Origin of the sequence: Aurantimicrobium sp. INA4 (assembly GCF_027924525.1) — a bacterium.
In the GTDB taxonomy this organism is placed as follows: domain Bacteria; phylum Actinomycetota; class Actinomycetes; order Actinomycetales; family Microbacteriaceae; genus Aurantimicrobium.
The window spans coordinates 1,086,516-1,110,357 of record NZ_AP027040.1 but is presented as its reverse complement, the minus strand read 5'-3'; the positions used below and the strand labels follow the sequence as shown (position 1 = coordinate 1,110,357).

The window sequence follows — 23,842 nt, the reverse complement described above, 5'->3', positions numbered from 1 at the left end:
CATGGAGACAATGTGGCCCGCACAGGCACTCGTCGTAACACCCTGGATAACTCTGGGTTAATCCCTATCCTCGCTCGCAAAGTTCGCGAAGTTGAGGCCAAGGCACAAACAGGTAAGAAGGTTGGACCAACCAACCGCACCAAGTTTCAGGTCATCGCATTTCTCGTCCGTGAGGAGCGTGCACGTGTCAAAGCTGACACCAGCCTCACTGATTCAGCACGAGCAGAACAGCTCAAACGCCTTGATGGTGTGGCCACCATCTTGGCTAAAACAGCTGCGCGTGACACCTCGCTGATTCAACTTCTCGAAGTAGACCACGCCACCAGTCCTGTGGCGCAGAAAATGCGCCGGGACTGGCTTGTTGAATCTGGTGCGGAGATCAACCCCGAAGATCTCATCATCACCACCGAGGTCCCTAAGCCTGTCGAAGAGTTTGCGCCAGAACTGGCAGAGAAGCAGGTCCTTCCTCAGTCAGTGAAGGCTCGTCTCAAATCCAACCCTTTCCTCGAACCTGATTTCAGCAAGGTTTCCACCGGATCTATTCCAGTTCTTCGTTTATCGAACTGGGAACTGTTAGGTCCTCTGTTCAAATCTTTTGAGACAGGTGCTGGTGGGGGATCTGCCTGCATGGAAATGCCCAAGGTTCCCAAGTTTGACCGCTACTCGCCTCCCGGGCGAGAACTCATGCCCCACCAGATTCGCTTTATCGAGAGCGTTCGTGAAGGCCACCGCACATTCCTGCTCGCCGATGAGCCTGGTTTGGGAAAGACTGCACAGAGTTTGATCGCTGCATCCGTGGCAAACGCCTTCCCGCTGTTGGCAATTGTGCCCAACGTGGTGAAAATGAACTGGGCTCGTGAAGTAGAGCGGTGGATTCCTGGTCGCAAAGCCACGGTGATTCACGGTGATGGCACCGATGTAGATGCCTTCGCAGATGTGTTTATTGTCAACTACGAAGTTCTTGACCGTCACCTATCGTGGATTGGCCAGATGGGCTTCAAGGGAATGGTTGTTGATGAGGCTCACTTCATCAAGAACCTCACCTCTCAGCGTTCCAAGCACGTATTGGCGCTGTCGGAGCGGATCGTGGCACGCACTCCTGGCCACGACCCACTGCGTATTGCTCTGACAGGAACACCACTGATCAATGACATTGATGACTTCCGTGCTATCTGGAAGTTCCTCGGCTGGATTGAAGGAGAGAAGCCTTCGGCTGAACTCACTGCCAAACTCGAAGCAACAGGCCTCACTCCAGCGGACCAAGGCTTCTATGCTGCAGCACGAGAGACCGTCGTCTCCATGGGTATTGTTCGCCGCCGCAAGATTGACGTGGCGAAAGATCTTCCAGCAAAGCGTGTGGTTGATCTCCCTGTTGAACTCGATGATGAGCTGGGTAACTCCATCAAGGCTGCTGAGGCAGAACTGGCTCACCGTTTGCTCGAGCGTTACAAGCGCTTGACCGTCTCCGGAAACTTCCGCGGTTCCACCTCAGAACTGATCCGTATGGTGGCGCAGCAGGAACTTGACGAATCTAAGGGCCAGAAGACCGGAGATAACGTCTTCACCATGGTCCGCAAGATTGGTCAGGCTAAGGCCGGACTTGCTTCCGACTATGCCGCCCAGCTTGCTCGATCAGTGGGCAAGGTGGTCTTCTTCGCGAAGCACATTGATGTCATGGACACGGCAGAACGCGCGTTTGCCGCTCAGGGAATCAAATCTGTTTCTATACGTGGTGACCAGTCCACCGCTGCTCGCCAAGAAGCAATTGATGCTTTCAACAAGGATGATTCTGTCCAGGTTGCCGTGTGTTCGCTCACTGCTGCCGGTGTTGGTTTGAACCTGCAGGCCTCTTCCAACGTGGTGTTGGCTGAACTGTCCTGGACTGCTGCAGAGCAGACCCAGGCTATTGACCGCGTACACCGTATTGGTCAAGAAATGCCTGTTACCGCTTGGCGTATCATCGCTGCACAAACCATCGACGCGAAGATCGCAGAGCTCATCGATAGTAAGCGTGGACTCGCGGCCCGTGCACTTGAGGGCGAAGAACTTGAGCCTGGTTCGCAAGACTCGATTCAGCTTGATGCTCTCGTGCACATCTTGACGCGTGCAATCGAATCTCAATACGCATAGCCTGTAGTCATGTTTGATTGGCTGGCCGCTGCCGGAGCGGGCCTTCTTGCTGGAGGTGCCCTCTTTGTAGGCGCGCTCGTTGCGTGGTTTATCAACGTTCCATTCAAATATGTTGCCAGCGTCATGGCCTTTGGTGCCGGCGTGCTGATTTCTGCATTGGCCTTTGACCTCGTTGGTGAGGCTGTTGCAGAGGTGGGGCTGTGGCCAAGCATTTCTGGCTTTGCTGTCGGTGCTGTGATTTATGTCTTCGTGAATATCTTCCTTGATTACAGAAATGCACGTAATCGCCGTGGAACCGGTGAGCAACCGGGAACCGGTGTAGGTATTGCCGTGGGAGCGCTCTTGGATGGCGTTCCCGAGTCGCTCGTTTTGGGATTATCTATGGTGGGTGGTCAGGGCGTGAGCCTTCCCATCTTGATCGCTGTTGTTATTTCGAACTTTCCCGAGGGTCTCTCCAGTACTGCTGAACTCAAAAAAGCTGGCCGTTCACCCCGTTTCGTGTTCATCCTTTGGGGTGGGATTGCCCTGGCCGCGGCGTTATCCAGCCTCGCTGGTTACACGATTCTTTCGGATATGCCTGCAGAAACCACCGGTTTTATTACTTCGTTAGCTGCGGGAGCTATGTTGGCCATGGTTGCTGACACCATGATTCCTGAGGCGTTCCGTAAAGCTCACAACTACACAGGCCTGCTGGTTACTTTTGGTTTCCTTACCAGCCTGGTGATTCACACCATTGCCTAGCTGTTAGTGTTCGTCCCAGAAGGTGGCGAGTAACTCGGCTGATGTGTGGGAACGATCTGCGTGAGCGGAATGTCCAGCATGTGCGATAACCCAGTAGTCAGCCTCTAGTTCTTCAGCCATTTCCCGTTGCATCGAAATTGGCCACGCGTCATCGTTGGCGCCGTGGGAGACCAAAACGGGAACGCCAGTGGCCTTGAGCTGTGCAGTTTTGTTTACCTGGTTGGCAAGGATGGTGATTCCAGCTTCTAGTTGAGCGGGGTTGGTTCCCATCAAACGGTCGTAGTAATACTGCTCGACCACGTTCAGTTCACCCTTGATATCTGCGTCGGGATCCAAGCCGGCAGCAATGCGGGTGGAGAGATAAAAAGCACGGGGGCCATATTCCAGCAATGCGTGGCGCTGGGACTCGATATCGCCGCCCATGCATTCAGGGCCAGAGTTCCACATCGTTAAGGATGCAAAAGCCTTGGGGTTCTGAAGCACTGCCTCGATAGAAACCACACCACCGAAGCTGTGGCCCAAGAGGTGAACGCGCTGCCTCAAGTTCATTGTGGTGATCAGTTCATGGATATCAGCGCCAAGTCTTTCCAGTGAATACTCACTAACATCGCTGGGTCCCTGGGAAAGTTGTTGTCCACGTTGCGAGAAGGACACAACGTTATATCCGCGACGGGCAAGAGGCTCGAGAATACAGTTGAAGGTGTCTGCCGAGCTGGTGTAACCGGGAACGAGTAAGGCTGTGCCTCGAACGGGCCCAATTGCGTCGATGTGAATAGTGGCCAGTTCGTATCCATTGATTGTGACGTGTCCTCGCTGGGCATGCTCGGGGAGCTGCTTATCTGGAGTGATTCCCTGAAATTCAAGGTCAATACCGTTTGCGGGACTCGAAAAACTCATAGAACCAGACTACGTTAGGCCGCCAATCACCACATGTAGTGGTATGGCTGAAGGAAATTCACTTCAAGTAGTGGTTAAGACTTTCCGGTAAAAAACTCTAGGCAAATTCTCAGCCACGATATTGTGAAAGCTGTAGTTCCCTCATCCCTACTTCAAAAAGGAGAACGGTTTGTCGTCGTCGACCACCGAGAAGCCGAAGTCTGGCTTCGCAGCAACACTCGATCGCTATTTCGAAATCACCAAGCGTGGATCAACAATTGGTACCGAATTCCGTGGCGGTCTCGTCATCTTCATGACGATGGTTTACATCATCATCCTGAACCCCATCATCTTGGCATTCAGCCCCGACGTTAACGGAAACGTCATCGGTGGCGGATCCGCAGAAGCTTTTGAGTTCGCACCCCAGGCAGTAGCCAGTGCAACAGCTCTGGCTGCTGGTTTGATGACCATCGCATTTGGTTTCGTCGCGCGTTTGCCATTCGCAATCGCAGCTGGATTGGGTATTAACTCATTCCTCGCGGTCACCATCGTGAAGGATGTCACCTGGCAGGAAGCCATGGGTCTGGTCGTCATCGACGGTATCATCATCCTGATTCTCGCCGTGACTGGTCTTCGAACCATGATCTTCACCGCAGTTCCTCCTGCTTTGAAGACAGCGATCACCGTAGGTATCGGTCTGTTCATTGCATTTATCGGTCTTGTTGACGGTGGTCTTGTTCGTCGCACCGACGTCGGTCCAGTTCCTGTTGGACTCGGTGTTGGAACTGATCACGGAATTGGCCTACCCACCACCATCTTCATCATTGGTGTACTGACCATTGCCGTACTGATGGCTCTGCGCGTTCGTGCAGCAATCCTGATTGGTCTGATCTCAACCACCGTCATCGCAATCATTGCGGAGTCAATCTTCAAGGTAGGAAAGAAATTCAGTGATGCCGGCGATTTCCTAACCCCGTTCGGATGGGATACAACTGCACCGGGTCTGCCACCCTCCATTGTTGCGGTTCCTGACTTCTCAACCATCGGTGAAGTAGACCTGTTCGGATCGTTTGAGCGCATTGGTGCACTTGCTGCAATCATGCTCATCTTCACCCTCGTGTTCTCGAACTTCTTCGACGCCATGGGAACCATGACCGGTCTGTCCAAGCAGGCTGGCCTTGCTGACAAGGACGGAAACTTCCCACGTCTGAAGTCCGCACTGGTTGTTGAAGGTGCTGGTGCCGTTGTTGGTGGTTTCACCTCAACCTCGTCCAACACCGTCTACATCGAGTCTGCTTCCGGTATTGCCGGTGGTGCTCGCACCGGTCTGGCTAACATCGTCACCGGTGTGCTGTTCCTGGTTGCAATGTTCTTTGCACCTCTGACTTCTGTTGTCCCCATCGAGGTTGGTGCTGCTGCACTGGTTATCGTGGGTGCACTCATGATGTCTCAGGTTGTTGACATTGACTGGAAGGACTGGAGCATTTCGTTCCCTGCCTTCTTGACCATCATCATGATGCCTTTCACCTACTCCATCGCAAACGGTATTGGTATTGGCTTCATCACCTGGGTGGTCGTCCGCGCATTCGCAGGCAAGGGTAAAGAAATTCACCCCATCCTCTGGATCGTTGCAGCAGGATTCGTGCTGTACTTCCTCTCAGCACCATTGACTGCAGCTTTCGGCGGCTAGTCAAGAGAAACCAGAAGTGGGGAGAGCCTATGGCTCTCCCCACTTTCGTTTAACTTGTGATGTGGATAACTCAGGAACCTCCTGATTCTTAATCGCTAGGTTCTCAGAATGCGTTTATTCCCTGTCCTTGCGATATCTGTTGCATCGCTCACGCTTGTTGGGTGTTCAACCACAACACCACAGGCAATTCCAACTTCCTCCGCAGTTGAACAAGCTCCGGCTTTTGCATCGGATGAAGAAGCACTCGCTGCTGCACAAGCCGCGTATGCGGAGTATCTATCTGTTTCTGATCAGATTGCTCGAGATGGAGGGGCTAACCCTGAGCGGTTGAAGCCATTTGTTTCGGAGGATCAATACTTACAAGAAATGAATTCCTTCGAAGCATATTCTTCTGGTGGATTACGTTCTGTTGGCGAAATGTTATTTGATACTTTCCACAAAGCTGGTCAAGATCAGTCAGATATTTCTTTTTACCTCTGCCTAGATAGCAGTCAATCTAGAGTTTTCAACGAATTTGGTGAAGATGTAACTCCACTAGAGCGAGTGGATCGTTGGCCAATGTATGTAACTTTTTCCATTTCTAAATCCAAGTTACTTGTCGCAGGCAGTGAGACATGGTCCGGTCAAAACTTTTGCTAGCCCTTGGGTGCCTTATTGGCTTCTCCTCATCAATGGCTATTTCGACAACAAGTTTTGCAGTCAACGGTTGTAACAGCGCCGATGTTCGTTTGGGATTATGTTCAGGCGCCCAGATAAATAACAACTCTGTTGACGTTTGGTCACGGTCGACAACTCCTGGTGGAAGTTCAGAGGTTGTGACTCCTGCAAGTAGGACAACTACTCCTAGTCGAAGCGGAAAGCAGGTTCCTTACTATCCCAACGGAACAATTACTTTCAACTGCATGGCTCGTTTGGCGACGGTAGCTAGTTGTAGGTCAACTCCTGCACCCCCATCGGTAACACCCGCAAACTACAACCCCGTCACGATAGAGGACCTTGCAAACTTTGTCCCTCAGCAAGCCTCACTTGTTTCTCAACCCCGCGGGTGGACTGTTGTGAATCTTGATACCAACTTCATTGCTGGGGCATCAACGCACGTGGTGGGAGGAAGTTTATTCGGCGGCAGTGCAGAGGTGAGGTTTACTCCTCATGCTTATGACTGGAACTACGGCGATGGTTCAACAAACAGCACAGCTGTTCCAGGTGCTAGGTGGGATGCTTTGGGAGTGAGGGAGTTTTCTCCCACAGCAACTAGTCACATCTATCGTCAGGAGGGGAGCTTCACCACCACTGTTGTAGTTCGATATGGAGTCGAATATCGAATTGGTGGCGGAGCGTGGATTCCGGTTTCTGGTGAAGTGTCGAGCGCTGCCACTGCGGTGGTGACCTCTGTGCAAAGTGCGGATACGGTCCTTGCAGCACGGGACTGCAGTAATGCTCGTGGTTCTCAAACCTGTCGATAGTTGGGTGCAGTAGCGTGATGGTGTGACGAGCTTCAGCCCTCAGGTTCTCTCCCTTATTGAAGAGATTCAAAGCCACGCTGATTCTGTTGTTGCCGAACACACTCAGCGTTATTTCAAAACAGGTCCGGGTGAATACGGTGAAGGCGATGTCTTTATCGGGGTTCGTGTTCCTGTTGTTCGTGCGGTGGGAAAGAACTTTCGTGATCTCTCACCAGCAGAGATTGTTGAGTTGGCTCAATCGCCCATTCACGAACTTCGCTTGTGTGCTGTTCAAGTGTTGGCTGGTCAATTCAAGAGATCAAAAAGTCTCGTTCAGCAAGGCGAACTCTTTGATGTGTATCTCGCTCTTGTCGCGCAAGGACGGGTGAACAACTGGGACTTAGTTGATTCGTGCGCTCCCTATGTTGGCGGGTATCTGACATCGATTGATAACTCCATGGAACTGCTGACAGAGCTTGCCTCATCAGCCAATCTGTGGGAGCGACGAAGTGCAGTGATGTTTACGGCCGCTTTGATCAGGCAGGGAATTTTCGATCCCACTGTGAGATTGTGTGAGATATTGCTCAGCGATACGCATGACCTCATCCACAAAGCCACGGGGTGGATGCTGCGCGAGGTGGGGATTCGGGATGTTGCCGTCTTGCGAGGTTTTCTCGATAAATATGCCGCAACAATGCCTCGAACAATGTTGAGATACGCCATCGAAAAACTCAGTGAACCAGAACGTAAACAATATCTGGGCATGAAGTCACTGTTAGCCTAAAGAGGCGTTCCACTGAGTTTCTTCATGCTGAGCAAACACTCAGACAACATTCAGCCAGGCCATAGCAATCCCACAGATTGATAGGTAATGCTGATGGGACGTGAAAGGAGTTTCTCGCATGACCGAGAACAACGATAAAGGTGTACCAGAGTATTTCTTCCCCAAGGTCGGAGAAGGCTCAACCCCACCTCCCGCTGCACCTGCGGCTGAGCAGGTTATTCCTGAAACCTTTGTTGGCCCTGCACGAGTTCAGGCTGACAAACAGAGCAAAGCTCTGCCACTAGTTGCCGTAGCCGTCGCCGCTGCCCTCGTTGGAGGTATCGCCGGTGCAGGAGCTGCTGTCTTCTTCACTGGGCAAAACTCTACAACCGCATCTTCCACTGCCGTTCAAGGCATCACAATCAATGACACCGACGAGGTCAATGCAGTAACTGCTGTTGCTGCCAAGGCCTCACCAAGCGTCGTCACTATTTCCGTTACTGGTGATTCTGGTGCCGGTACAGGTTCCGGAGTGATTCTGAACGAAGAGGGCTATGTCCTCACTAACAACCACGTGGTGACCTTGGATGGTGCATCGAATTCTGCTGACATAACTGTTCAGGATAACGAGGGCAACATCTATCCCGCGACCATTGTGGGAACAGACCCCACGGTGGACATGGCCGTGCTGAAAATCAAGGGAACCGGCCCATTCATTCCCATTGAATGGGCTGACTCCAGCAAACTTAACGTTGGCGATCTGACCATTGCGCTGGGTGCTCCGCTGGGCCTGGCCGGAACAGTTACTACCGGAATTGTTTCTGCACTCAACCGCTCTATTCAGGTTGCAAGTTCTGCAGCTCCTGATTCTTCAGGATCTGATTCAGGCAACTCTGGTGGCAGCGACAACCCCTTCAACTTCGACTTTGGTCAAGGGCAAACACCCTCACAGGGACAATCTCAGAGCACGACAATCTCTATCCCTGTGATTCAAACTGACGCTGCAATCAACCCTGGAAACTCTGGCGGTGCATTGCTGGATTCCAAGGGACGCTTGATCGGAATTAACGTCGCCATTGCCAGTGCTGGTGGTGGCGAGGCCGGAAGCATCGGTGTCGGCTTTGCTCTGCCTTCCAACCTGGCCAAGCGCGTATCAACCGAACTGATAGAAAAGCAGAAGGCCTCTCACGGTCTCCTCGGCGCTCAGGTATCTGATGCAGCTGCCAAGGATGGAAGCACCGCTGTTGGTGCATACATCGAGGAAGTAGTTGATGGTGGTGCAGCTCAGAAGGCTGGCATCAAGGCTGGAGACATTGTGACCCAGTTCAACGGTGTCCGCATTACTGATGCCAATGATCTCACTGCACAGGTGCGCACTGCCCCAGGTGGGTCAGACGCAACTGTCGTGATCAACCGAGGTGGTAAGACTCAGACGCTGAAGGTTCAGCTCGGTACCCTCAGCTAAGGGGATAGAAGGCCGAGGTCTTGATACTCTAGAACTCGGCCTTCTTTCAAAGGACCCCATGTCTGCTCTCGGCTCAGCGCCCATCCCATCCACACCTTTACCGGGTGTTTCTTATGTGATGCCTGTGCTCAACGAGGTCACTCACATTCGTGCTGCCGTGCAGAGCCTGCTGGAGCAAGACTATGCAGGACCGATGGAAGTCACCCTTGCTTTAGGGCCCAGCACAGATGGCACCAACGAGCTCGTGGCGCAGATGTGTGCTGAAGATTCACGCATTCACTTCGTGGACAACCCTGCAGCTGCTACACCAGTGGGAATGAACCTCGCGATCAAAGCTTCTCAATATCCCATCGTGATTAGGGTTGATGCCCACTCTGTCTTGCCCAAGGACTACGCCAGCATCGCAGTAGAGACCCTGTTACGCACACAGGCAGATAACGTCGGCGGCATCATGGACGCCCAAGGCACGACACCTTTTGAAAAGGCAGTTGCCAGGGCCTATGACACCAAAGTTGGTCTGGGAGGAACCCCTTTCCATGTTGGGGGAAAAGAAGGCCCTGTTGACACGGTGTATTTAGGGGTTTTCAACCGGGAAAGCTTGCTCACAGTGGGCATGTTTAACGAAGAAATTCGCCGCGGGCAAGACTGGGAACTCAACCGCCGATTCCGAGATGCCGGTGGTCTGGTGTGGTTCACACCCAAACTCAAGGTTGTCTATCGTCCACGAACCTCAGTGAAGGCGCTTCTGAAGCAGATGTATTCCACCGGTCTCTGGCGCGGTGAGCTTTCCCGCCGATATGGCAGTGGCCTCCGCTACTTTGTTCCGCCCATCATGGTTGTGGCGACCATCCTGGGAATTCTTGCTGGTTTGTTTGGTTTTGATCTCGGCTGGGTCGTTCCTGGTGTTTATGTTGCCTTTGTTGTTCTTTCCACGCTGGTTTATGGGCGTGGAATGGGGGCTCAGGCAATGCTGTGGTTTCCCCTCGTTCTTCCCTGCATTCACTTTGCGTGGGGTGTAGGTTTCATCATGAGTTACACCAGACTCACCTCGAATATCGCCGGCAAAAGCGGAAGGTAAGAACGTGGAGAAACCCACCTCTTTAGCTCAGCTGCGCGAGGTCACTCAGCCACCAGAAGTTCGCACACGAGCTAACGCAGAACACTGGGTAGCTCACCTCTATTTACGTGATCTCTCACCTTACGTAACGTGGATGCTGCTCAAGACTCCCATTTCAGCCAATGGTGTCACTGGGCTGATGATTCTGACCGGGTGGGCAACCGCTGCTGCCTTACTCATTCCCGGGATTTGGGGTCCTGTTCTGGCGCTGATGCTTGGTCAATTGCAAATGCTCATTGACTGCTGTGATGGAGAAGTGGCGAGGTGGCGAAAGACAAAGAGCCCGGCCGGTCACTTCCTCGACGCTGTGGGTCATTACACAACCGAGGCATTGATTCCCCTTGCTCTGGGCCTGCGCGCAGCAGGATTTGCTGATGGAAGCCGGCCCATTGACTGGATGTGGGTAGCACTGGGTGCATTCCTGTCCATCGTGATTATTTTGAACAAGGTACTCAACGATTTGGTGCGAGTTGCCAGAGCAATGTCTGATTTGCCCAAGTTGGCCGACGCCAAAGGCGCGAACGCACCCTTGCCGGGCATGGTTGCAAAAATGCGCAGAATGGCACGTTTTGTTCCATTCCATCGGATCTATCACTCGGTGGAGTTGACCATTATTGCTTTCGTGGCTGCACTGGTGGGAATTTTCGTGGGGCAGCTGCTCATCAGCCAAATCTTGGTTGCCGTGCTCCTACCGCTGTCGATTCTTGCAATCATTGGTCACTTCATCGCCATTATGACGAGCTCACGTGTCAGGGCTGCTTAGTCGCACGAACATCGGCGCCAGACCAAAGGTGGGCGTCGTGGTGCTCACGATGGGTGAAAGGCCGGCGGAGCTCCACCGTGCTGTTCACAGTGTGCTCGCCCAACGACTCGTTGAGCTGGATGTGGTGGTGGTCGGTAACGGATGGCGTCCCGAATTCCTCCCCGGGGGTGTCAGAGCAATAACCCTTCCAGAAAATGTGGGGATTCCTGCAGGCCGTAATGCCGGAGCACGGCAGGTGAGCGGGGAGTACATCTTCTTCCTCGATGATGATGCTGAACTTGCGGACGGACTGTTCCTTCACAACGCACTCTCGCTTCTTAAGGCGGATCCTGACTTGGGCCTCATCCAACCCAGAATTACTGATCCCACTGGCGAGCAAACCCCCACTCGTTGGATTCCTCGGCTGCGCAAGGGGGATCCGAAGGTCTCCAGCTACGTGTTTTCGGTTTTGGAAGCAGCTGTGGTGATGCCGCGACGAGTATTTGACGATATTGGTGGCTGGGGAGATCCCTACTTTTATGCCCATGAGGGTATCGAGTTGGCATGGCGCACCTGGAACGCGGGCAAGAAAGTGTGGTACTGCGGTGATCTGGTTGTTCACCATCCAGTGACCAGTCCAACCCGCCATTCCACGTATTTCCGCCTCAATGCTCGCAACCGGGTATGGCTGGCCAAGCGGAATCTTCCTTGGGTACTCGTTCCCTTCTATGTTCTCTCTTGGACTGGGGTTCAGCTTGTGCGTTCAGTTCGCCAACGCGGTCAAGGCTTAGGTGCATGGTTGGGCGGTTGGGTTGAAGGCTGGCGCACCAACCCAGGTGGTCGTGTGGGGATGCGATGGTTGACCGTGTGGCGGATGACTCGCGCTGGTCGCTTCCCCATTCTCTGATTCACACACGTGGCAGGTTAGGTTAAACGTATGGGTTTGTTTCAAGATGCGCGCTCTGCCGCAACATTGCTCAGCAATGCTCTGCAGGGGCGTTTACGACGCAAAGAACTTGCGCGTAAGTTAGCTCAGCAGCCTGAATTTACCCCCGGGAAGTTCAAAGTCGGCGTCTACTTTGCCGACGGTGAAGTAAACCTCTATCAGGTACGTCAATGGTACAAACCGCTAGAGGTGTTAGCCACGACGTGGCCTGTCGTGATCTTGAGCAGGAATACTCTCGGGGCTCTGAAGATGTTGGATGAGTCGCCTGTTCCTGTGGCATATGTGCGAACCGTCATTGATTTAGAAGAGTTCATTGCGGACCAGGATTTGCGCGTCATTCTTTACGTCAATCAAAACGCGCGAAACTTCCAAATGTTCAGATACGGCCAGCGTTGGCATGTGTTCATCAACCACGGCGAATCCGACAAGATGTACATGACCACAAATCAGTTCAAGGCCTATGACTACAGCCTGATTGCTGGGGATGCGGCTCGTGAACGTTTGGGTCGCGTGCTGTGGGATTACGACTTTGATAAGCGCGCCATTGCCATTGGACGCCCGCAAGCAGACCATTACACCGGCACGATTCCATTTACTCCTGATGAGCGCCAAGTTGTTTTATATGCGCCCACCTGGGAGGGTGATCGTCCCGCTGCGGCATACGGCTCGGTCGAATCGCACGGCCTCGCACTTATTGAAGCCCTCATCGCCACAGGCCGTCATCGCGTGATTTATCGCCCGCATCCACGAAGTGGGGCAGTTGATTTTGAATACGGTCAAGCAAACGATCAGATTAAATCTCTTCTGCGTAGAGCAAATTCACATGACCCTCAGGCCAAGCACATCATTGATGAGGGGGCAGAGCTGGGGTGGCAACTCTCGGTTGCTGATATGGCCATTGTTGACATTTCAGCGATGGTTTATGACCGTTTGGCTGCGGGGAAGCCACTGATCATTACTCGTCCGGTCAACCCTGATGCAGAAATTGATGAGGGTGGATATCTCAGCGATTGTGAATGGCTGGATGCCACAGCAGCCGGAAATATTGTCGCCCAGATTGAAGCAATCGAACACGATCCTGCAGCCCAAGAGCGCTTGGCTCGGTGGTGCAAACACTACTTTGGTGACATTACCCCCGGCGTTCCTACGCAGCGTTTCCATGACGCCATTGCACACCTCATGAGCGAGTGGGAAAAGCAAGCCGCGATTCACACTGCAGACTAATTCTCAATCGCACTACTTCGGCTTGTTTACGCCAAGAGTGTCCGTGGTTCCCAGTAGCTTAGGGATGTGGCTAAAACGGGGTTTGTTCAGCGTGAAATCGCACCCGTGCGCCAATTTGTTCCCGATGCCTCACAGGCACGGGTTCTCGAACTTCAACCAGATCAATCCGCTGTTGTATTAGGAGCTCCGGGTACTGGTAAGACAGCTCTGCTCACCGAACTCGTCGCTTCTCGCGTGGCGGCAGGAATAAACCCAGACAATATCGTGGTGCTTACTCCAAACCGTGTGGCTGCCGGACGTTTGAGAAACTCACTCGGGTTGCGCCTGGGAATAGCAACCAATGGTGGCCTTGCGCGTACTCCGGGTTCTCTTGCTTTTGCACTTGCCCAAGAACATGCGCTCTCCACAGGGCAAGCAGCACCTCGAATGCTTACCGGTAGTGAACAGGACAGCATCATTGCTGAATTACTCCTTGGCCACATCGAAGATGGCACTGGCCCATTGTGGCCAGACCCACTTGTTCCTGAAGTTCGACAGCGTCGGGCATTCCGCAGTGAATTACGTGACCTTTTTGCTCGTAGTACAGAAATGGGCTGGGCTCCTGCAGACCTGCATGCTCAGGGCGTTAAACGCGAACATCCGGAATGGGTCGCGGCTGCCGAATTCTGGACCGAATACCGAGAAGTCATCGCGGGATTTAGAACAGAATCCTTCGATTCTTCTGAAATCTTGGCCATTGGTGCCAACGCGCTGGCCGAAACAACAGTGATGCCCAACGTGGAGCTTGTAGTAGTCGATGATGCTCAGGAGTTGACCTACGGTGCAGTTCGCATGCTCCAGGCTTTTGCTCGCAGAGGTGTTCCCGTGACCGTCTTTGGTGATCCTGACATCACCTCAACCACGTTCCGTGGTGCGGTGCCCAATTTCTTGGGAAGATTTGCTGTCGAACTAGGAATTCCCGCAAATCGTGCACAGTCATTTGTTTTGGATTGTGTCTACCGACACGGTCCACAGATTCGCGCTGCCGTGAGCAAGATGACGGAGATGGGTTCTGCTGAAGCAGGCGCTCAACGTAAGGCACACTCTGTCGTTGAAGACGCCGTGTCCTCTCCTGTGCAGGTTCTGGAACGCAGCTCTCGAGTAACGGAAACCACTGCTATCGCTCGTCAATTGCGTGAACACCACATCTTGGGTTCGACACCGTGGTCCCAGATGGCCGTGGTTGTGCGCACCAGCTCACTTGTTCCTCAAGTTGCCAGGGCTTTGGCTGTTGCTGAGGTTCCCACCAGAACATTGCTGTCAGAGCGCTCATTGAAGGAGCACCCTGCAGCGCTAGATCTCATTGCGGCAATTGCAGTGGCGATGGGGCGTATGGAACTCACTCCCAATGTCTCCAATGATTTGCTGACTTCGCCGATGGTGGGCCTCACAGTTTTGGAACTCAGAAGGCTTCGCTTGGCTCTGCGCCATGACGAACTTGCCTCTGGGGGAGTGCGCACTGGTGAAGAACTCCTCATTGCTGCGCTTCAACACCCTGCAGATCTGGTCACTCTCGACTTCGCTCCCGCACGTCGTGCTGCGCGCTTTGCGGAGACTCTACAAATGCTTCGGGAAGAAATCGCTAATGGCAACTCCATTGAGGAGCTGCTATGGACGACGTGGGAACGCAGCGGTCTGGCCAAAACTTGGGGTACTGAAGCTCTCAGCGCTGGGCTTATTGCAGACGATGCCAATCGCAATCTCGATGGAGTTATGGCGTTATTCACCTCGGCAAAACGCTACGTCGAACGATATCCCGATCGACCAGCTGCGGACTTTATTGCTGAATTACTCGAGGCAGATGTTCCCGAAGACACGCTGGCTCCGCAGGCACAGGCAGATGCTGTTTTGGTGTGTACGCCGTCTGCGCTCATAGGTACCGAGTTTGAAGTTGTGGCCATTGCTGCAGTTCAGGAGAACCTGTGGCCTAACCTGCGTCCACGAGGTTCTCTGCTTCACGCACAAGATCTTCTTGGCGACTCTGTAGGTGTGGATATTGACTTTGCAGCATCACGCAAGGAAGTTCTAGATGACGAACTACGCATGTTTGCCCTGGCTCTTTCCAGGGCCAAGCAATCTGTCATCCTGACCGCAACGGCAAACGATGACACTCTTCCCTCCCCATTCCTGCGCAGTGTTGAATCGGTTCTTGGTGTGGATCCTGAGGAATCTCAGAACTCTGTGCGTAATGGACTCAACGAATACCCTCTCACTCTGCGCGGACTGGTCGGTTCCTTGCGTCGGGCACTGACGCTCTCTTTACGTCGTGGCGAGTCTTCTGAACGAAGTGCACAGTTGGCTGGTGCCCTGGCCAAGCTCTCGGCGGCTGAGATTCCCGGAGCAGCACCCACGGATTGGTATGGTCTGCGGGAGCCTTCAACGACCGCGGCATTGGTTGACTTGAGTGTAGAGGGAAACTCGGTATCTGTTTCCCCCTCCAAGTTGGATACCTGGGAAAAGAACCAGCTTGCGTGGTTTATTGAATCCGTCGTGGGAAGAACCTCGGGTTCAGCCCAAGGGATTGGCACCATTGTTCACAAGGTGATGGAAGATGCCAGTGCAGATGGTCAGCCCATCGATGTTGATTCGCTTTGGAAAGCTGTGGATGCGCGTTGGCATGAACTCTCCTTTGATGCCGAATGGCTCAGCACAGGGGAGAAACGACGCGTTCGCAAGATGGTTGCGGCTGTATCCGAATATCTGCAGGACTTTAAGAATGACGGCAAGACACTGCTCGCCAGCGAAGGTGGCTTCACCCTGGAACTGGGTAATGCAACCCTGCGTGGGTATATCGACCGCATTGAGCAAGATGCTGTGGGTCACGTCGTCATTGTGGATCTGAAGACAGGTAAATACGAACCACGCGTGAAAGATCTGCCCGAGCATGCCCAGCTCGCCTGTTATCAGCTGGCGTTGACTGAGGGTGCTCTCAAGAAGGTTCCTGAAGGCGTACGTAATGGCGGAGCCAAGTTGATCTATGTCACCAATAGCACCAAGGGCAAGCTCTATAAACCCCTGGAACAAAAACCCTATGACGACACTGAGCTTCAGAGAATCCGTGAGCGTATTGAGAAAGCAGCCGAAGGCATGGCAGGGAAAGAATTCACTGCCCCCATCGTGATTGAAGAAGAGCGTGGCAAGCCCCACACCAGATACGAATTCCGTATTCACACCCCTCCGGCGGTGTCGGCATCATGAGTGAATTCCAGATCAGTGCGCTCGATTTAGCACGTCGACTAAGTCAGCCGGACCCCACACCGGAACAGCAAGCCATCATCGAGGCGCCACTCGAGCCAGCCCTGGTAATTGCCGGTGCGGGTAGTGGCAAGACTGAAACCATGGCGAACCGTGTCGTATGGCTCATCGCCAATGGCAAGGTCAACGTCAATGAAATCCTCGGCATGACTTTCACCCGCAAAGCAGCTGGTGAGCTCGGCGAACGTATTCGCAAGCGTGTGGCGAAGCTGGTCGCTGAGAAGATCATCCCTCTCGATATGGACGAGCTTGATCAAGCCACCGTGACGACCTACAACTCCTTCGCCAATCGGATTTACACGCAATATGCGCTGCTCATTGGCCGCGACCCTGATGCCACCGTTCTCGGGGAGGCAGCTGCGTGGCAGCTTGCGCGTTCGATTGCTCGGGAGGGAACCGGTGAGGTCCTATCCGACCTCGACAAGAGCCTGGATGTACTCACCGAAGCCATCCTGCGGTTATCTCGCGCCATTGCTGACAATGTGTCGGATCCAGTTGAGATTGTGTCCTTTGCAAGGTCTCTGGATGAGCACACCGTCAACATGCCTCTAGACGTTCCAGGAAGTCGCAAGAGTGCTGCTGTTGATGCCTGGGTCAAAGCGCGCGAAGTGGGAACAACCCTTCCTGTACTTGTCGACCTTGCCGTTCAATTCTCAGAGGCTAAACGACGCAAGGGCTTGATCGAGTACAGTGACCAAGTCGCATTGGCGTTGGAAATCTGTCACCGCTTTAACAGCGTTGTCGCAGATTTCCGTAGCCAATTCAAAGTTGTACTTCTTGATGAATATCAAGACACCTCTGTTGTTCAGACCAAGCTTCTCAGCATGCTGTTTGCTCAGACTCCTGTGATGGCCGTGGGCGACCCACACCAGTCCATTTATGGGTGGCGTGGAGCATCAGCTGACAATATCGAACAGTTTGGTGCTGCCTTTGGTTCTAGTGTTGAGAACACAAAAACCTATTCACTCTCGACAAGTTGGCGAAACCCTGTGGGTGTCCTAGCAGCTGCAAATGTGTTGGTGAGTCCATTGACCGCCAAGACACAGGTTCCCGTCGAACAGCTTCGAGCTAAACCTGATGCACCACAGGGTGAGGTTGAACTTAGTGTTACCGAAACCATCTATGACGAAGCAGAAGCCGTTGCACAGTGGTTGAAGGAACGCGTCAACGAAAAGACCACCTCAGCGATGCTCTGTCGCTCACTCAAAGGCATCGAGCCGTTCAAGCGGGCACTGGATGAGCACGGGGTTCCATATCACGTGGTTGGTCTTGGTGGATTACTCGATGAACCTGTCATCGTTGACCTTGTCTGCACACTGCGGGTGCTCCATGATGCCACCGCAGATTCTGAGCTCGTTCGTCTTCTGACTGGTGCACGTTGGGCAATAGCACCCAAGGACATCGTGGGGTTGAGTGAGATCTCGAAATGGATGAGCGAACGAGATCACCGTCAACAGCGCCTCACTGAAGAAGTTCGCACTGCATTGCGTAACTCAGTGGTCTCCGAAGATGGTGCTTCTCTGGTTGATGCACTGGACTTCGTCGTCAGTGCGCCAGAGTCACACTCGGTACTCGAGAAACTTTCTGCTACCGGCCTCTCTCGTATCAAGCAGGCAGGGGAACAGATTGCTCGTTTGCGTCGCCGCGTTGGTGTCGATCTGCGTGAGCTGGTCACTATTGTGCAACAAGAATTACTCCTCGATATTGAAGCGGTAGCAAACGAATCAGCGGCAACTGCTCTCTCAAGCCTTGAAGCGTTTATGGAGCCGCTGAGTGCCTATGTTGATGGCGAAGACCGAGCTACCCTCGGCGGGTTCCTGAGTTGGCTCAAAGAAGCAGAACGCCGAGAACGCCTCAGTCCGCAATCAGCTCCTGCAGAACCGGGAACAGTCCAGATCATGACTATTCACGGAGCTAAGGGCTTGGAGTGGGACGTGGTGGCCATTCCACGCATGGTCAAGGACGAACTTCCCGGCAATCGCACACGTGCTGAAAACTGGGTTGGTTTTGGTCGGTTGCCTTTCCCCTTCCGCGGTGATGCAATGCACCTCCCAGTCCTCAACTGGCGCTCTGCAACAACCCAGGTTGAGTTGGGTGAAAGCTATGACGCTTTCGTCGAAGAGGTTCGAGTGCGTTATGACGACGAACAGCGCAGATTGGCCTATGTGGCGCTGACGCGAGCCAAGCACTCGTTGTTACTCTCGGCATCTTTCTGGGCCACACAAGTCGCCCCACGACCTCCAGGCATCTTCCTCCAGGAGTTGGCTGCTGCAGGCATCCTTGGTCGCGAGCTTCCTTTAGCTCCTGGAAATGAAGCTAACCCTCTCGGTAACGAGGAACAGACAGTTATCTGGCCGTTGGATCCTCTGGGTTCCCGCCGTGATGTTGTGATGAGGGCCGCTGAGGCAGTGTATTCGGCGAATCCTGCCACCCCCACCCCATGGGATTCGGAAATTGAGCTTCTGCTTACCGAACGTGACCGCAAAACCACTACAGATGCCGACATTCCGCTTCCCGAACGTATTCCTGCTTCGCGATTTAAAGACTTCATTGAAAACCCTGAAGCAGTAGCCAAATCATTACGCAGACCTTTGCCTGAGCGTCCCTACCGGGCAACAAGCTTAGGAACGCTTTTTCACTCGTGGGTCGAACAGCGTTCGGTGACGAGTTCACTTCCAGACCTGGTTGATGCAACAGCTTTTGAACTTGATGGTGTTGATGAACTCTCACGTGTTTCACAAGATGAGCAGACTTTGGCCCAGTTCAAGCGTATTTTTGAGCAATCACAATGGGCTCACCGCAAACCTGTTGCCGTGGAATTAGAGGTCAACGTTCCCTTCGGAAACAGCATCATCATTTGTAAGATTGATGCGATCTATGAGGTTGAAGGTTCGAACGGGCAGCGCTTCGAAATCGTGGATTGGAAGACAGGCAAAGCACCCAAGGATGCTGCCGACCTGGAACTCAAGCAATTCCAGTTAGCCCTTTATCGCATGGCGTATTCACGGTGGTCCGGTGTGGCCCCAGAAAACATTGATGCGGCTTTCTACTTCGTTGCCGAAGATACCGTGGTCAGACCCGAACGGATTTACTCTGAGAGTGAATTGGAAGAACGCTGGTCGTCGGTGACTGGTTTCATTCCGCGGTAACGGCCAGATTCGGCATCGCCAGGAGTTTCTTCCAGAAGCTCAACAACCTCTGTGACGGTCAAGACGGGAGCTGTGTCAGTTCCAATTGCGTTGGTGTTCTCCTGGTGGACGCTGTCAACTAGACGATCGAGCATGTCAATGGCGTCATCAACGATTTCTGGGCTCTTTTGTTCCACACCGTGAAGCAGCCATTTGGCAAGTTCCAGTTCTGAGTAGAGCGTGGCACGCTGACGGAGTTTGGGGTCAACTAAGGAGTGGCGAGAGTCGCCATAGGAACCAAAAGCAATGTTTTGTGCCTCGATGGGTGCGTTAATGATCCAATGCATGTCTGCAGCAGGGTCTCCAACACGAAGCGCAGCCCAGCCTAAAACCCCAGCGACTGAGTCTGTTCCGGCGATAAAGGAATCAGCACCAAGTGAGCCATGAATCACGGTGGGGTCAAACATCCACAGTGAAGAATCATCGACTGCCTCTTGCCACCGGGCAGAGAGTGCGGCTGGTAGGAGAGCGGTTGCTTGTGATCTAGAAACAAGTTCACGAGTCTGGCGCTGGACATCCTGCGCGCTAAAAGTGGGCAATCCTGCATCGGAAACAAAGTGCGTAGGCAAGGAATGGATAGAAGCAATCGCTGTTCCGATAGAGGTCGGCAGGCCAGATTCGGCGGTGAAATCGGAGAGGGTCAATTGGTCTCCGTGCAGGAATTCAAAAACAAGACCAAACGTTTTGCCCAGGGGAGCGCGGCCGACCAAGGTTGGAACATCAAAGCTGAGACGAGATCGGATACCGGCCGTCATCGTTTCAAGAGCGTACTTTTCCGCACCCAGTTGAGCTTCTGCCTCAGCAGAGTTAGGAACACGAACGATAAGTTCACGGCCAGCAGCGTCAGTGACGATGGCGGCAAAGAAATCACCATGCATTCCTGTGGAGAAAGCTTGGGCTTGTACTGGGTCAAAACCGGGCACAGCAGCCGTAGCCAACGCCGCTAGAGTGATATGAGATCTGGCCATGAAATACAGGCTAATTCGAGGATGAGCTTGTGGCCCCTAACGCCACGCATCCAATGCCCGACTAATCCTGCAAATGAGCACCATGACTGACGAGTTTATGCATCGACTTTCGCTCTCTCGTCATGCCATTAATCGCCGCGCAGAGCTTCGTGCTGACGCTCAGGCTCTGAATTCTTTGCTGGAGAACGATTCATCGCGGGTTGTTGTTTTTAGTCAAGGCAAGGCCCTCGTTCAGAGCAATGCTCTGGTGAAATTCTCCGCATCTCAAGTTTTTGAGCAATTTAGTGTCTCTTCAGCTGAGCTGCTCTTCTTGGGAATTGCCGAACAAGAATCCGAAACAGCCTATTTTGCCCTCGCATTAGATGAGGTTCGTGCAGAGGAATTAACGTCTCAGGAGACCCAATGGGGGGATCTCAAAGTTCTCGGTCATGAACTGAGTGATTTAGACGCTGGATTGTTCACCCAAGGCTTGGCATTGATCAACTGGCATGCATCACACAAGTTCTCACCGAAAAGCGGCCAGGACATTGTTGCCGCTCAAGCTGGCTGGGTGTTGCATCATCACGACGACCCTTCGCATCAAGTCTTCCCTCGCACCGACCCCGCCGTGATCGTGATGGTCACAGACGATCAAGATCGTTTATTGCTGGGCAACAATGCGCTGTGGGAGCCGAATAGATTCTCTCTGCTGGCTGGTTTTGTGGAGCCAGGTGAATCTTTGGAAGCTGCCGTTATTCGTGAAGTTTTTGAAGAATCTGGGTTGAAAGTTATCAACCCCACATACTTGGGCTCCCAGCCGTGGCCATTTCCTCAATCACTCATGCTCGGGTTTCGCGCACAGGTCGCACCAGGTGTTGATCCTGATGTTCTGGTTGCTGACGGTGAAGAGATACTCAAGCTCAGGTGGTTCGCCCGAGAAGAACTCCTAGGAAGTCTCGACGAGATTGTTCTTCCTGGGCCCGTTGCTATTGCCAGGGTCATCATTGAAGAGTGGCTTGGGCATCCTCTTGATCAGACTTCCTCCGGTCAAGGTACATCGTCATGAGTAAAAACTCTGTCTCTAGCGCTGAGGAGCTCCTTGCAGGCCTTGATAATGATCAACGCGTCGTCGCCGAGGAGCTTCGGGGTCCTGTCTGTGTTCTTGCTGGAGCTGGTACAGGAAAAACTCGCGCCATTACACACCGCATTGCCTATGGCATCGCAACGGGAACATATTCACCTGATCGGGTTTTAGCTCTGACTTTCACCAATCGAGCTGCCGGTGAAATGAGAACACGGTTGCGCCAATTAGGAGCAGGCCCGGTTCAGGCGCAAACTTTTCACGCCGCAGCGTTGCGTCAGCTGGGTCACTTCTGGCCCAAGTTTGTTGGGGGAGAAGCTCCTCAAGTTTTTGAATCAAAGTCGAGGCCGCTTGCAGAAGTGGCCACCAAACTTGGGTTGAAACTTGATACGGCAACCCTTCGAGATTTGGCCTCCGAAGTTGAATGGCGAAAGACCAGCAATCTCAACCTCTCAAGCTACGAAAAGAAGGCCTATTCTCGAGCGATGCCAGGCAACCTCGCCGTCGCCGATGTTCTCGCGGTGATGAGCGGCTATGAGGAACTTAAGGATTCTCGTGGACAGATTGATATGGAAGATGTGCTGCTTCTGACAGCTGGCTTGCTTGAAACCGAAGCGGCGGCTGCGATGGAAGTGCGCGAGCGATACCGCTTTTTTGTCGTGGATGAATATCAGGACGTCTCACCCTTGCAACACCACTTACTTGATCTTTGGTTGGGGGATCATCGCGATCTGTGCGTGGTGGGAGATGCAAGTCAGACCATCTATTCCTTCACCGGTGCCACCAGTGATTACCTGTTGAGCTTTGGCACGAGATTCCCCGATGCCCAGGTGGTGAAGCTGGAAACCAACTATCGATCAACTGCTCCCATAGTTTCTGTGGCGAACGCGCTGATGCGCGATCGTCCGGGCGCTCTCACGCTCACGGCGGCGCAAAAAGGCGGAACCACTCCCGAGGTTTCGGCCTATCCCAACGATGCGGCAGAGGCTCGGGCGGTGGCAAACAAGATAGCCTCTGAGATTGCTGCAGGAACAAAACCAGAAGACATCGCGGTGTTGTATCGCATTAACGTTCAGGCTGTTGCTCTCGAACAGGCCCTCTCTGATTTGGGAATCAGCACAACTATTCACGGTGCTCAACGTTTTTATGACCTACCCGAAGTTAAGCAAGCCATTCTTGCCTTACGCGGCGCATCAGTTTCTGTTGTGGGTGAGCCACTCTTCAAGTCCGTCAGCGATGTGCTGCGTTCGGTGGGGTGGAGCCAAGAGGCTCCCCAAACCACCGGTGCAGCACGGTCGAAGTGGGAGGCTCTCAATGCCCTCATGGTGATGGCTGATGAAGCACCCACGGGAACTACCTTCCGCGCATTCACCGATGAACTTCTTGCCCGTCAAGCGGCCAAACATGAACCCACCCTGCACGCTGTCACCTTGGCATCAGTGCACTCCGCAAAAGGCTTGGAGTGGGACAGCGTTCACGTCATTGGGCTTTCGGAAGGTCTCTTTCCGATTAGCTATGCACAAAACCTTGAGGCTATTGCTGAAGAGCGCAGACTTCTCTATGTGGCAATTACTCGCGCTAGGAAGCAGCTTTCGCTGTCCTGGGCTCAACAGGGCACTGGCCGTGCGACGAACCGAGAACGATCACGTTTCGTGGCAGAGCTTGGCATGCACAATCTGGGTGCAGTAAATACTCCGTAGTTCTTATTGCTCCAGTACTGGCAACGAGCGTGAGAATCTGGTTGCTTCTGAGGCTTTCTCGTTCAGGGTTGTGTATCCATCTGCCGACAGTACTGGCCACTTCTGAACACAACAGTGGATTCTGCATGGGCGAACGGACGCTGATGAGCTGAGAGGCGATAGCAACCCAGGAACTATCGCTGTCTTGTCTGTGAAGTTCTATGCAGTGATAGCAGGGACTGTGGTGGGGTTCTGGATGACGAGGGGATATGACCGGTCCAATATCAATGGTGCGATCACCAAAGACAACTGGCAGGTGTGGAATCTCTCTGCGCAGCCAGTCACTGGTTCGGTGAGGCTCCAGCACAAAATCTCCCACCACGATGGCCAACTCACATTTTCCTGCCGTGAGCGCACTTGCACGAATAACCCGATGCCCCATCCCAATAAGCATCAGACCCAAACTGTCTATGAAAGGGCCAGAACCATCCAGTGCAATCCGCACACTGGGTTGGGG

At 53.3% G+C, this 23,842-nt stretch carries 17 protein-coding genes; 15 read left to right on the top strand and 2 right to left on the bottom strand.

Features of this window, described 5'->3' with window-relative positions; all coding sequences use genetic code 11:
- Window positions 1-12: 12 nt before the first annotated feature.
- Together AINA4_RS05460 and AINA4_RS05455 are read left to right on the top strand one after the other, a co-directional pair.
- Window positions 13-2,130, top strand: a complete 2,118-nt coding sequence (locus tag AINA4_RS05460) for a DEAD/DEAH box helicase (RefSeq protein ID WP_281786476.1) — start codon at window positions 13-15, stop codon at window positions 2,128-2,130.
- Window positions 2,131-2,139: 9 nt separating this feature from the next.
- The gene (locus tag AINA4_RS05455) at window positions 2,140-2,871 is read left to right on the top strand and encodes a ZIP family metal transporter (protein WP_281786475.1); all 732 of its coding nucleotides are present in this window, start codon (window positions 2,140-2,142) and stop codon (window positions 2,869-2,871) included.
- 3 nt (window positions 2,872-2,874) lie between these two features.
- On the opposite strand, the gene AINA4_RS05450 is transcribed toward AINA4_RS05455, so the two are convergent.
- Window positions 2,875-3,768, bottom strand: a complete 894-nt coding sequence (locus tag AINA4_RS05450) for an alpha/beta hydrolase (protein ID WP_281786474.1) — start codon at window positions 3,766-3,768, stop codon at window positions 2,875-2,877.
- A 169-nt stretch (window positions 3,769-3,937) separates the two neighbouring features.
- On the opposite strand from AINA4_RS05450, the gene AINA4_RS05445 reads away from it, so the two are divergent.
- From AINA4_RS05445 to AINA4_RS05395, 11 genes are all read left to right on the top strand, one after another.
- Complete coding sequence (locus tag AINA4_RS05445; RefSeq protein WP_281786473.1) at window positions 3,938-5,437, top strand: NCS2 family permease; 1,500 nt, start codon at window positions 3,938-3,940, stop codon at window positions 5,435-5,437.
- Between the two features lie 108 nt (window positions 5,438-5,545).
- Complete coding sequence (locus AINA4_RS05440; protein ID WP_281786472.1) at window positions 5,546-6,076, top strand: hypothetical protein; 531 nt, start codon at window positions 5,546-5,548, stop codon at window positions 6,074-6,076.
- Window positions 6,077-6,108: 32 nt separating this feature from the next.
- Window positions 6,109-6,900, top strand: coding sequence for a hypothetical protein (locus tag AINA4_RS05435; RefSeq protein WP_281786471.1), 792 nt, complete (start codon window positions 6,109-6,111; stop codon window positions 6,898-6,900).
- Between the two features lie 22 nt (window positions 6,901-6,922).
- The gene (locus AINA4_RS05430; protein ID WP_281786470.1) at window positions 6,923-7,663 is read left to right on the top strand and encodes a DNA alkylation repair protein; all 741 of its coding nucleotides are present in this window, start codon (window positions 6,923-6,925) and stop codon (window positions 7,661-7,663) included.
- A 118-nt stretch (window positions 7,664-7,781) separates the two neighbouring features.
- A complete protein-coding gene (locus AINA4_RS05425; protein WP_281786469.1) occupies window positions 7,782-9,107 on the top strand; it encodes a trypsin-like peptidase domain-containing protein in 1,326 nt (441 codons plus the stop codon).
- Window positions 9,108-9,165: 58 nt separating this feature from the next.
- A complete protein-coding gene (locus tag AINA4_RS05420; RefSeq protein ID WP_281786468.1) occupies window positions 9,166-10,185 on the top strand; it encodes a glycosyltransferase family 2 protein in 1,020 nt (339 codons plus the stop codon).
- 4 nt (window positions 10,186-10,189) lie between these two features.
- Window positions 10,190-10,987, top strand: a complete 798-nt coding sequence (locus tag AINA4_RS05415; protein ID WP_281786467.1) for a CDP-alcohol phosphatidyltransferase family protein — start codon at window positions 10,190-10,192, stop codon at window positions 10,985-10,987.
- Between the two features lie 10 nt (window positions 10,988-10,997).
- Complete coding sequence (locus AINA4_RS05410) at window positions 10,998-11,873, top strand: glycosyltransferase (protein WP_281787646.1); 876 nt, start codon at window positions 10,998-11,000, stop codon at window positions 11,871-11,873.
- Between the two features lie 30 nt (window positions 11,874-11,903).
- Window positions 11,904-13,136 (top strand): hypothetical protein, encoded by a 1,233-nt coding sequence (locus AINA4_RS05405; RefSeq protein WP_281786466.1) that lies wholly within the window; start codon window positions 11,904-11,906, stop codon window positions 13,134-13,136.
- A gap of 66 nt (window positions 13,137-13,202) precedes the next feature.
- Entirely contained in the window at window positions 13,203-16,373 is a 3,171-nt protein-coding gene (locus AINA4_RS05400; RefSeq protein WP_281786465.1) for an ATP-dependent DNA helicase, read from the top strand.
- Window positions 16,370-19,579, top strand: coding sequence for an ATP-dependent DNA helicase (locus AINA4_RS05395; RefSeq protein ID WP_281786464.1), 3,210 nt, complete (start codon window positions 16,370-16,372; stop codon window positions 19,577-19,579). Before AINA4_RS05400 ends, AINA4_RS05395 begins: the two co-directional genes overlap by 4 nt.
- On the opposite strand, the gene AINA4_RS05390 is transcribed toward AINA4_RS05395, so the two are convergent.
- Window positions 19,519-20,586: a phosphotransferase gene (locus tag AINA4_RS05390; protein ID WP_281786463.1), complete on the bottom strand. Its 1,068-nt coding sequence runs from the start codon at window positions 20,584-20,586 to the stop codon at window positions 19,519-19,521. The two genes, AINA4_RS05395 and AINA4_RS05390, sit on opposite strands and share 61 nt — an antisense overlap.
- Before the next feature lie 82 nt (window positions 20,587-20,668).
- Between AINA4_RS05390 and nudC the strand changes: the two genes are divergently transcribed.
- Window positions 20,669-21,631 carry an NAD(+) diphosphatase gene (gene nudC / locus AINA4_RS05385; RefSeq protein ID WP_281786462.1) on the top strand — a complete coding sequence of 321 codons (963 nt, stop codon included), beginning with the start codon at window positions 20,669-20,671 and terminating at the stop codon, window positions 21,629-21,631.
- On the top strand, window positions 21,628-23,346 hold the full coding sequence (locus AINA4_RS05380) for an ATP-dependent helicase (protein ID WP_281786461.1): 1,719 nt from the start codon (window positions 21,628-21,630) through the stop codon (window positions 23,344-23,346). The genes nudC and AINA4_RS05380 overlap by 4 nt, the downstream gene beginning before the upstream one ends.
- Window positions 23,347-23,842 lie beyond the last annotated feature (496 nt).

Coding starts and splice junctions, on each gene's coding strand:
- AINA4_RS05450 (WP_281786474.1), bottom strand. CDS start 3,768: ATGAGTTTTTCGAGTCCCGCAAACGGTATTGACCTTGAATTTCAGGGA.
- AINA4_RS05390 (WP_281786463.1), bottom strand. CDS start 20,586: ATGGCCAGATCTCATATCACTCTAGCGGCGTTGGCTACGGCTGCTGTG.
- AINA4_RS05380 (WP_281786461.1), top strand. CDS start 21,628: ATGAGTAAAAACTCTGTCTCTAGCGCTGAGGAGCTCCTTGCAGGCCTT.
- AINA4_RS05440 (WP_281786472.1), top strand. CDS start 5,546: ATGCGTTTATTCCCTGTCCTTGCGATATCTGTTGCATCGCTCACGCTT.
- AINA4_RS05420 (WP_281786468.1), top strand. CDS start 9,166: ATGTCTGCTCTCGGCTCAGCGCCCATCCCATCCACACCTTTACCGGGT.
- AINA4_RS05395 (WP_281786464.1), top strand. CDS start 16,370: ATGAGTGAATTCCAGATCAGTGCGCTCGATTTAGCACGTCGACTAAGT.
- AINA4_RS05425 (WP_281786469.1), top strand. CDS start 7,782: ATGACCGAGAACAACGATAAAGGTGTACCAGAGTATTTCTTCCCCAAG.
- AINA4_RS05405 (WP_281786466.1), top strand. CDS start 11,904: ATGGGTTTGTTTCAAGATGCGCGCTCTGCCGCAACATTGCTCAGCAAT.
- AINA4_RS05435 (WP_281786471.1), top strand. CDS start 6,109: ATGGCTATTTCGACAACAAGTTTTGCAGTCAACGGTTGTAACAGCGCC.
- nudC (WP_281786462.1), top strand. CDS start 20,669: ATGACTGACGAGTTTATGCATCGACTTTCGCTCTCTCGTCATGCCATT.
- AINA4_RS05455 (WP_281786475.1), top strand. CDS start 2,140: ATGTTTGATTGGCTGGCCGCTGCCGGAGCGGGCCTTCTTGCTGGAGGT.